We start from the raw sequence: 8,967 nt of genomic DNA, 5'->3' as shown, positions 1-8,967 counted from the left end.
GTTAGTTTGTCTAGCATCATAAAATAAAAATTGACGTTTCACGTTGTTTGTTTCGTTCAGTTTTCAAAGAACTACTTTGTCGCTCAGAAGCGACTTTATTAATATAACATTTCGTTATATTTTCGTCAACAACTTTTTTCAATAAGTTGTTTTTCGTTTGTTTTGCTTGTTACCTTTCGTGGCAACGAATATAAATATACCAGTTTGATTATTAAAATGCAATAGTTTTTCTAATAAAATTTTTAACTTAGTAAAAAAGTATAAAAACAGCACTTTTCTTCTATATAAATATAATTTCTTCCAACATCGACATCTAATGCCTCACGCTCATACTCAAACAAAAAAGCTTTGGAGAAATCTCCAAAGCTTAGTCTTGTTTATGACGCATAGCAGGGAATAATAGTACGTCACGAATAGATGGTGCATTCGTTAATAACATAACAAGACGATCAATACCAATTCCTAGTCCACCTGTAGGAGGCATACCATACTCAAGAGCTTCAATATAATCATCATCCATCATGTGAGCTTCATCATTACCTTGTTCGCGTTCTTTTAATTGTGCTTCAAAACGTTCTTTCTGATCGATTGGATCATTTAATTCAGTGAATGCATTTGCATGTTCACGTGCAACAATAAATAATTCGAAACGATCTGTGAATCGTGGATCTTCGTCATTCTTTTTCGCAAGTGGCGAAATTTCTACCGGATGACCGTAAATAAATGTTGGTTGGATTAATTTATCTTCTACTTTTTGCTCGAAGAATTCATTAATAATATGACCAACTTCCATTGTATCCTTAATTTCTACATTATGTTCTTTTGCAAGTTCACGCGCTTCTTCTACACTCATCGGATTCCAGAAATCTGCTCCAGAATGTTCTTTAATTGCATCTACCATATGAAGACGTGTCCATTCTGGTTCTAGATTAATTTCATAATCACCATACTGGATTGTTGTTGTACCTAGTACTTGCTTCGCGATATGAGCAACCATATTTTCTGTTAGTTTCATAATATCTTTATAATCAGCATACGCTTCATATAATTCAATCATCGTAAACTCGGGATTATGACGAGTTGATACACCCTCGTTACGGAATACACGGCCGATTTCATAAACTTTTTCTAATCCACCCACAATAAGGCGTTTTAAATGAAGTTCAATTGCGATACGCATATATAATTCCATATCTAACGCATTATGGTGCGTGATGAAAGGACGCGCAGAAGCTCCACCTGCAATTGCGTGCATCATAGGTGTTTCCACTTCAAGATAACCATTGTCATCTAAGTATCTTCTCATTTCACGAATGATTTTACTGCGAGTAACAAATGTTTCACGGCTTTCCATACTTGTAATTAAGTCTAAGTAACGTTGACGGTAGCGTTGTTCAACATCTTTTAGTCCATGATATTTATCCGGTAATGGACGAAGAGATTTCGTTAATAGCGTAAAGCCCGTTGCTTTCACCGAAAGTTCTCCAACGTTCGTTTTGAAAACTTTACCTTCAATACCTACTAAGTCACCTAAATCTGCTGTTTTAAATAATTCGTACTCTTCATCTCCAACAGCATCTTTACGAACATAAATTTGAACTTGTCCATGTAAATCTTGAATATGCGCAAATCCAGCTTTTCCTTTACCGCGTTTTGTCATAATACGACCAGCAATAGAAACAGAGATTTCTTTCTCCTCTAATTCTTCTTTAGAGAACTCTCCATATAGGCTTAATAATTCATTTGTTGCATTTGTACGTTCAAAACGTTTACCGAACGGATCGATCCCTTGCTCACGTAAGTTATGTAGCTTTTCACGACGAACAAGCAATTGGTCGTTTAATTCTTCGTGGTTCATGTTATCCATGGTATTGATATCACTCCAGCTCTATTAATTTTTACAATATATACAGTATAGCATTTTCTACTCAACTAGAAAAACTGCCAGCAACTAACTGGCAGTTCTTCTTTCTTTCACGTAATTATAGGAAGTGTATAGAAGAATGTCAATCTTCCCTTCCTATTATTAACCAACGTGAATTGTTTGTTGTTTCGCTTCTACTTCTTCTACAAATGTACCTAATACATTCGCTAAGTCTTCACGCGTATTACAAGCATTGATACCATTACGTACAGTTGCATTACCACGAATGCCCTTTAAATACCAAGCTGCGTGCTTTCTCATCTCTCTTACAGCGACATTTTCATTCTTTAAATCGATCAGACGATCTAGATGCAACATACATACGTCAATTTTCTCACGTACTGTCGGTTCTGGCATTAATTCACCCGTCTCTAAATACTTTACCGTACGATAAATCATCCATGGATCTCCAAGGGCAGCGCGGCCAATCATAACACCATCTACACCAATTTCATCAAGCATACGCTTTGCATCTTGCGGCGTTGCGACATCACCATTTCCGATAACAGGGATATTTACAGCTTGCTTTACTTGTTTAATAATATCCCAATCCGCTTTTCCTTCATACATTTGTACTCGTGTGCGCCCATGAACCGCTACCGCTTGTCCACCAGCACGCTCAACAGCTTTCGCATTCTCGATTGCGAAAATATGATCCTCATCCCAACCAATACGCATTTTAACTGTAACTGGTTTTTCTACAGCATCTACAACTGCCGCTACCATTTCATATATTTTATTTGGGTCTAAAAGCCACTTTGCTCCTGCATCACACTTAACGATTTTCGGTACTGGGCATCCCATATTAATATCAATGATGTCTGCTGTCGTATATTGATCTACGTATTTCGCAGCATCTACAAGAGTTTCTTTCTCGCCACCAAAAATTTGTAAACTTAATGGCTTTTCTCTCTCATCAATATATAACATATCTAATGTTCTTTTATTGTTCAGTAGTATCGCCTTATCACTTACCATTTCAGCACAAACTAGGCCTGCACCGAACTCTTTTACTGTCAAACGGAATGCAGAGTTACACACTCCCGCCATCGGTGCTAATACAACCGGATTTTTCATCTCAATATTTGCGATTTTTAACACTCGATTTACTCCTTCCTTCATGGTCACTTTGGCATTAGCTCATCTATCGAGACCTTTAATGCTTTAGCAACTTCCACTACAAAGTCTTGGGAAGGCGATCGATTCCCTCGCTCAACTTCACCTAAAACAGATACAGATACCCCTAATTCTTTTGCAAAACCTTCTTGCGTATAACCTTTTAGTTTTCGAAAAGCACGAATGCGTCTTCCCCATTTTTCTGCTTCCATACCGTTACTCCCTCTCGCCTTTTCATTTCTTCTACTTGTGAACGTGAAATGTTTTGTTTTATATCTTGATTAATCTCTAACAACGGAACGATAACAAAAGCTCTTTCGAACATCCGCGGATGCGGAACAATAAGATTCTCTGCTTCAATATTTTCTTGATTATATAGTAAAATGTCAAGGTCGATAGTCCTAGGTCCCCACCTAATTTCCCTTTTTCTTCCTAGATCATTTTCTACTTTTTGCGTTACTTTCAATAATTCTTGCGGTGATAAATTGGTAGAAATTTTTATAACTAAATTTAAAAAGCAACTCTGGTCAGTATAGCCAACCGGTTCCGTCTCATATACAGACGAAACATCCTCAACTTTGATATAAGGATTTTTATTCAGAAACTGAATCGCTTCAGTTAAATACGTATAACGTTCTCCAATATTTGAACCTAATGCAATGTAAGCTATATTATTCATGGACGTTCTCTCGTAATTTCTACCGCTACAGCACGATAATGTCCCGGTATCGGCGGATCTGGTTTAATTACCTTTATCGTACATCTTGAAATACTCTCATATTGTTTCAATATATCTGTAGCAATATTTTCAGCAATACTCTCTACAAGCTTATATGTTCTATCTTCTACAACTTTCCTACATAATTCGAAAAGCTCTCCATAATTAACAGACTGCTCTAAGTCATCACTTTCTCCTGCTTGTTTCAAATCCAATTCCACCGTTAAGTCCACTTTAAATCTCTGGCCCAATTTATTTTCCTCTGGGAATACACCATGATAACCGTAAAACTCCATATCATGAATATAAATTTTATCCAATTACTTTACCCCCTTACCAATCATCGCATCCATCATCTTAGCCATACGCGCCATTTCCTTCACATCATGAACACGAACAAACTCACAACCCTTTTCAATACCAAGACAAACGGTAGCTCCCGTCCCCTCAAGACGTTCTTCTACCGGTAAATCTAGCACATGCCCAATAAAGGACTTTCTCGAAGTACCTAAGAGAACTGGATAACCTAGTACGTTTAACTGTTCTAAATTACGCATCGCTTCTAAATTTTGTTCAGGCGTTTTAGCAAAACCAATACCTGGGTCTAAAATGATATTCTCATCTCGCACGCCAGCATCTTTAGCAATTTTAATACTGTCATATAAGTCAGCAATCATATCAGCCATTAAATTACGATAATTCATATTATCGCGATTATGCATTAAGATAATAGGTACATCGTAATGAGCTGCAACTTCAGCGATTTTTGGTTCCGCCTTCGCTCCCCAAATATCATTAATAATATGAGCACCAGCTTCAATTGCTTGTTTTGCAACTTCCGCTTTATACGTGTCGATAGAAATAGGCAATTTCACCTCTTTTGAAACAGCCTGAATCATTGGAACAACTCGTTTTATTTCTTCTTCCACCGATACTTTAGCAAAGCCCGGACGAGTAGATTCGCCACCAATATCAATAATATGAGCACCTTCTTCTCGCATTTCTTTCGCATGGCGCACTGCAGCATCTACCTCGTTGTAACTCCCACCATCAGAAAACGAATCTGGTGTTACATTTAAAATCCCCATAATTAACGTTTTTTCATTTAAGTTCAATGTATATTCGCCGCAGCGCAAATCATAATCCCACTTCAAACTACACATCTCCTCTTCGTAATTCATTTCTGCTCCACAATTTCTCTCTCTGCATTTCATAAAGATTCATAAATCTTTTTGTAACCAAACCTACTTTACCCGGGAAATCTCGCCCCTCTATACGATTAAGCGGAACAATTTCTTGAATCGAGTTTGTTACGAAGACTTCATCGGCTGAAAGTAATTCATTTTTTGTAAAGAGACCTTCCTTTACTTCTATACCCATCTTTTCAGCAACCTTTATAATAAACGCACGAGTGATACCATTTAAAATCCCCGTTTTTAAAGAAGGTGTATATAAAATATCACCTTTTACAAAAAAGAGATTCGAAACAATCCCCTCTGCAACATAACCTGTTTCAGTAAGGAAAATACCTTCCTTATTCACAACATTGCCTATTTCGCGTTTCCCCAAAATGTTATTTAAATAATGGTGAGACTTCAAGCGAGATGCACCCTCTGGTGTATTTCTCACTTGATTTAAGACAACCCCTTCTTTTTCCACTACATCTCCCGGGGCCGCTAAAGGTTTTATAAAAACAATAATAGACGGCTCTTCATACATTTCTGTTTGCAATCCAATTTCATCTATACCCGCCGATACATTAAAACGGACATACGCATGCTCTAATTTGTTCTTAACGAGTAAATTCTTCAAAATAAGCATTACTTCATCTTTCGTCATCGACCATTTAATTTGCAACGTATCCAGCGCATCTATTAAACGGTCATAATGATCATCCAATAAGAAAGGATGACCATTATAAATACGAAACGTCTCGAAAACTCCAAGTCCATATAAATAACCGTGGTCATACGGCGAAATTCTCGCTTCACTCGCTTCTACATACTGACCATTTACGTAAATTAACATGATGTCACACTTGGACTATATTTACGAATGAAATTCTGCAACAACTCTTTTCCGTGAGAAGTCATAATAGATTCCGGATGGAACTGTACACCTTCAATCGGTAATGTTGTATGACGGAGCGCCATAATTTCCCCTTCTTCCGTCCAAGATGTTACCTCTAAGCACTCCGGTAATGTCTCTTTCTTAACAATAAGGGAATGATAGCGCGTCGCAGTAAATGGATTAGGGATATCCGAAAAAATCGTCTTCTCATCATGATGCATAAGTGATGTTTTCCCATGCATTAATCGCTCTGCACGGACAACCTCTCCACCAAACACTTGCGCAATAGATTGATGCCCTAGACAAACCCCAAAAATCGGAATCTTTCCAGCGAAGTATCGAATAACCTCCATACTAATCCCTGCCTCATTCGGACTACATGGACCTGGCGAAATCATTAAAAAGTCTGGTTTCATATTCTCAATATCCGAAATAGTCACTTCATCGTTACGTTTAACAACAAGCTCTTGTCCAAGTTCTCCAAGAAACTGCACTAAATTAAATGTAAAAGAATCATAATTATCAATCATTAATATCATTTCTCTCACCTAACCGTTTCTTCGCTACGTTCTTTTGCACGCCATAAAGCAATCGCCTTTTTTAACGACTCTTTATATTCATTTTCCGGATTTGAATCAATTACAATTCCCGCTCCCGCTTGTACATGTGCTTTTCCATCTTTAGCAAGAAGTGTCCTAATCACAATATTCAATTCTGTATCTCCAGAATAACCAATCCAACCAATTGAACCTGTATAAATCCCTCGGCGAACAGGTTCTAGTTCTTCAATAATTTCCATCGTACGTATTTTCGGGGCACCAGTAATTGTCCCCCCAGGGAATACAGCCTTCACTAAATCAAAAGCATCTTTATCTTCTTCCACCTCACCACGCACATTAGAAACAATATGCATAACGTGTGAGTATTTCTCAATTACCATAAATTCATCTACTTCTACAGTGCCATATTTACAAACACGCCCTAAATCATTTCGCTCTAAATCTACAAGCATGACATGCTCTGCTCGTTCCTTTTCATTCTCAATTAATTCTCTTGCCAACTCTTCATCCTCTTGCTCATTCGCCCCTCTAGATCTCGTTCCAGCAATTGGTCTTGTACTTACTTCAGTTCCTTGTTTCTTAATTAGCAACTCCGGCGATCCACTAACAATTTGAAAATCCCCAAGCTCCAAGTAACCCATATATGGAGATGGATTAATTTTGCGAAGACTTGTATAAATTTCTAATGGGTGTGTTTGTAACGTTCTTTCTTGTCTTGTTGACAAGTTCACTTGGAACACATCACCAGCACCAATATATTCTTGAATACATTCAACTGCCTTCATAAAACCTTCTTCAGTAAAAGCAACTGCTTCACTTTTCTTTTCAGGGCACGCAAACGTCATAGTCACTTCTGGCGCTTCTGTCGTCCAAAGAACCTTCCATTCATTTAATCGTTCTTTTGCCTCTTCATGCTTATCTGCATAATGTGTAATAATCCATAATACTTTTTCTTCTTGATCATACACAAACACATCATCAAATAATAAAAAGAATATATCAGGTATATTAATATCATCCTCCGCAAGAGAAGGAAGTTTTTCAATATAACGGATGCAATCATAACTAAAATAACCAATTGCACCACCTTGAAAAGGCGGGTATTCCGGATTATAATCCGTTTTCCATCGCTCCATATATTCCTGCATTAAATCTAATGGGTTTCCTTGCTTTATTGTTTCCTTACCACTTTCACTTATATGTAACGTTTCACCCTTCCCTCGGATTACCGCTACCGGGTTTAACCCCACAATGTTATAACGACCGCCACGCCCACTCTCTAACAAAATATGTTGCGGTTTATCCTTAGAAAGAAATTTATATTGCTTAAAGAAATCTAACTGATATGGAATAGAAAGCGCTAAAGATTTTCTTCGTTGCATATCAACACCCCGTCTTCTTTTATCCCACCCTCTTAGATTAATCATTTCAAACTACATGTGTTATGTATATGGAGAATGATTATACTCGAGGGCTAGTGAAAATAAATTAATTATACTACCTCTTATTTTACATGAAGTTTTCTAGTCATTCACTCTTTTCCTATTTCCAATCCAAAAAGAAAAAGCATCCTTTTTCAAGGATGCTTTTTCAATCACATATAATTAAGACTCAAATTGATAAAGTGGTGTACTTAAATAACGTTCACCGTTACTTGGGATAATAACAAGTACCTTTTTCCCTTTGCCTAACTTTTTCGCAATTTCTGTTGCTGCATAAATAACTGCTCCAGAAGAGATACCAACTAGAATACCTTCCTCTTTCGCCACTCTTCTTGCATATTCAAACGCTTGCTCCGTTTTCACTTGAACAATTTCATCATATACTTCTACATCCAATGTCTCTGGGATAAATCCAGCCCCAATTCCTTGGATTTTATGTGGACCTGGTTTCCCACCGGATAATACTGGTGAATCCGCAGGTTCTACTGCATAAATTTTAATATCTTTATACGCTTCCTTCAGCACTTCACCAGCACCAGTAATCGTTCCACCCGTACCAATACCTGCAATAAACGCATCTAATTGGTCGCCCATTTGTTCAACAATTTCTGGACCTGTTGTTAAACGGTGAATTTCTGGATTCGATTGGTTTTTGAACTGTTGTGGTATAAAGTAACCATTCTCTTTTGCTAATTCAGTCGCTTTACGAATTGCTCCACCCATTCCTTCAGGCCCTGGAGTCAATACTAATTCCGCACCGTAAGCACGTAATAAATTACGACGTTCAATACTCATTGTTTCTGGCATTACTAAAATTGCCTTATATCCTTTAGCAGCCGCTACCATCGCTAAACCAATTCCCGTGTTACCACTTGTCGGTTCAATGATTGTATCGCCTTCTTTTAATAATCCTTTTTTCTCAGCATCTTCAATCATAGCTAATGCGATACGATCTTTAACACTGCTCCCTGGATTCATAAATTCTAATTTTAAGTATATATCTGCGCTGTCTGATTCTACGATGCGGTTCAACTTAACGATCGGCGTTTTCCCGATTAATTCTGAAACTGATTGTGCCACTCGCATTCCTGTCACTCCTAACACCGAGTATTTTTATTGGTTTTATCTATATTTAGA

At 37.5% G+C, this 8,967-nt stretch carries 10 protein-coding genes; all 10 read right to left on the bottom strand.

The window, feature by feature from the left end:
• Window positions 1-367: 367 nt before the first annotated feature.
• Window positions 368-1,867 (bottom strand): lysine--tRNA ligase, encoded by a 1,500-nt coding sequence (gene lysS / locus PDK19_RS24670; RefSeq protein ID WP_000369678.1) that lies wholly within the window; start codon window positions 1,865-1,867, stop codon window positions 368-370.
• A gap of 159 nt (window positions 1,868-2,026) precedes the next feature.
• Window positions 2,027-3,025 (bottom strand): tRNA dihydrouridine synthase DusB, encoded by a 999-nt coding sequence (gene dusB / locus PDK19_RS24665; protein ID WP_000912258.1) that lies wholly within the window; start codon window positions 3,023-3,025, stop codon window positions 2,027-2,029.
• A gap of 23 nt (window positions 3,026-3,048) precedes the next feature.
• Window positions 3,049-3,252 carry a helix-turn-helix domain-containing protein gene (locus PDK19_RS24660; RefSeq protein ID WP_000387027.1) on the bottom strand — a complete coding sequence of 68 codons (204 nt, stop codon included), beginning with the start codon at window positions 3,250-3,252 and terminating at the stop codon, window positions 3,049-3,051.
• Window positions 3,204-3,719, bottom strand: coding sequence for a 2-amino-4-hydroxy-6-hydroxymethyldihydropteridine diphosphokinase (gene folK / locus PDK19_RS24655; RefSeq protein ID WP_001059445.1), 516 nt, complete (start codon window positions 3,717-3,719; stop codon window positions 3,204-3,206). The genes PDK19_RS24660 and folK overlap by 49 nt, the downstream gene beginning before the upstream one ends.
• On the bottom strand, window positions 3,716-4,078 hold the full coding sequence (gene folB / locus PDK19_RS24650; RefSeq protein WP_000358060.1) for a dihydroneopterin aldolase: 363 nt from the start codon (window positions 4,076-4,078) through the stop codon (window positions 3,716-3,718). The genes folK and folB overlap by 4 nt, the downstream gene beginning before the upstream one ends.
• Complete coding sequence (gene folP / locus PDK19_RS24645; protein WP_016716243.1) at window positions 4,079-4,939, bottom strand: dihydropteroate synthase; 861 nt, start codon at window positions 4,937-4,939, stop codon at window positions 4,079-4,081.
• Entirely contained in the window at window positions 4,914-5,786 is an 873-nt protein-coding gene (pabC, locus tag PDK19_RS24640; RefSeq protein WP_270708161.1) for an aminodeoxychorismate lyase, read from the bottom strand. The genes folP and pabC overlap by 26 nt, the downstream gene beginning before the upstream one ends.
• The gene (gene pabA, locus PDK19_RS24635; RefSeq protein ID WP_000602301.1) at window positions 5,780-6,367 is read right to left on the bottom strand and encodes an aminodeoxychorismate/anthranilate synthase component II; all 588 of its coding nucleotides are present in this window, start codon (window positions 6,365-6,367) and stop codon (window positions 5,780-5,782) included. Before pabA ends, pabC begins: the two co-directional genes overlap by 7 nt.
• A 5-nt stretch (window positions 6,368-6,372) precedes the next feature.
• On the bottom strand, window positions 6,373-7,770 hold the full coding sequence (pabB, locus tag PDK19_RS24630; protein WP_270708160.1) for an aminodeoxychorismate synthase component I: 1,398 nt from the start codon (window positions 7,768-7,770) through the stop codon (window positions 6,373-6,375).
• A 222-nt stretch (window positions 7,771-7,992) separates the two neighbouring features.
• Window positions 7,993-8,916 carry a cysteine synthase A gene (gene cysK / locus PDK19_RS24625; protein WP_001261701.1) on the bottom strand — a complete coding sequence of 308 codons (924 nt, stop codon included), beginning with the start codon at window positions 8,914-8,916 and terminating at the stop codon, window positions 7,993-7,995.
• Window positions 8,917-8,967: the final 51 nt, after the last annotated feature.

The sequence above is a fragment of the Bacillus cereus group sp. BcHK124 genome, assembly GCF_027712065.1.
GTDB lineage: Bacteria > Bacillota > Bacilli > Bacillales > Bacillaceae_G > Bacillus_A > Bacillus_A pacificus.
Note: the sequence above shows the minus strand (reverse complement) of the source record. Positions and strands in the feature narration are given on the sequence as shown.

What these genes read in the sequence shown, in the direction of transcription:
- lysS (WP_000369678.1), bottom strand. Translation starts at nt 1,867, where the DNA reads ATGGATAACATGAACCACGAAGAATTAAACGACCAATTGCTTGTTCGT.
- PDK19_RS24660 (WP_000387027.1), bottom strand. Translation starts at nt 3,252, where the DNA reads ATGGAAGCAGAAAAATGGGGAAGACGCATTCGTGCTTTTCGAAAACTA.
- folK (WP_001059445.1), bottom strand. Translation starts at nt 3,719, where the DNA reads ATGAATAATATAGCTTACATTGCATTAGGTTCAAATATTGGAGAACGT.
- folP (WP_016716243.1), bottom strand. Translation starts at nt 4,939, where the DNA reads ATGAATTACGAAGAGGAGATGTGTAGTTTGAAGTGGGATTATGATTTG.
- pabC (WP_270708161.1), bottom strand. Translation starts at nt 5,786, where the DNA reads ATGTTAATTTACGTAAATGGTCAGTATGTAGAAGCGAGTGAAGCGAGA.
- pabA (WP_000602301.1), bottom strand. Translation starts at nt 6,367, where the DNA reads ATGATATTAATGATTGATAATTATGATTCTTTTACATTTAATTTAGTG.
- pabB (WP_270708160.1), bottom strand. Translation starts at nt 7,770, where the DNA reads ATGCAACGAAGAAAATCTTTAGCGCTTTCTATTCCATATCAGTTAGAT.
- cysK (WP_001261701.1), bottom strand. Translation starts at nt 8,916, where the DNA reads ATGCGAGTGGCACAATCAGTTTCAGAATTAATCGGGAAAACGCCGATC.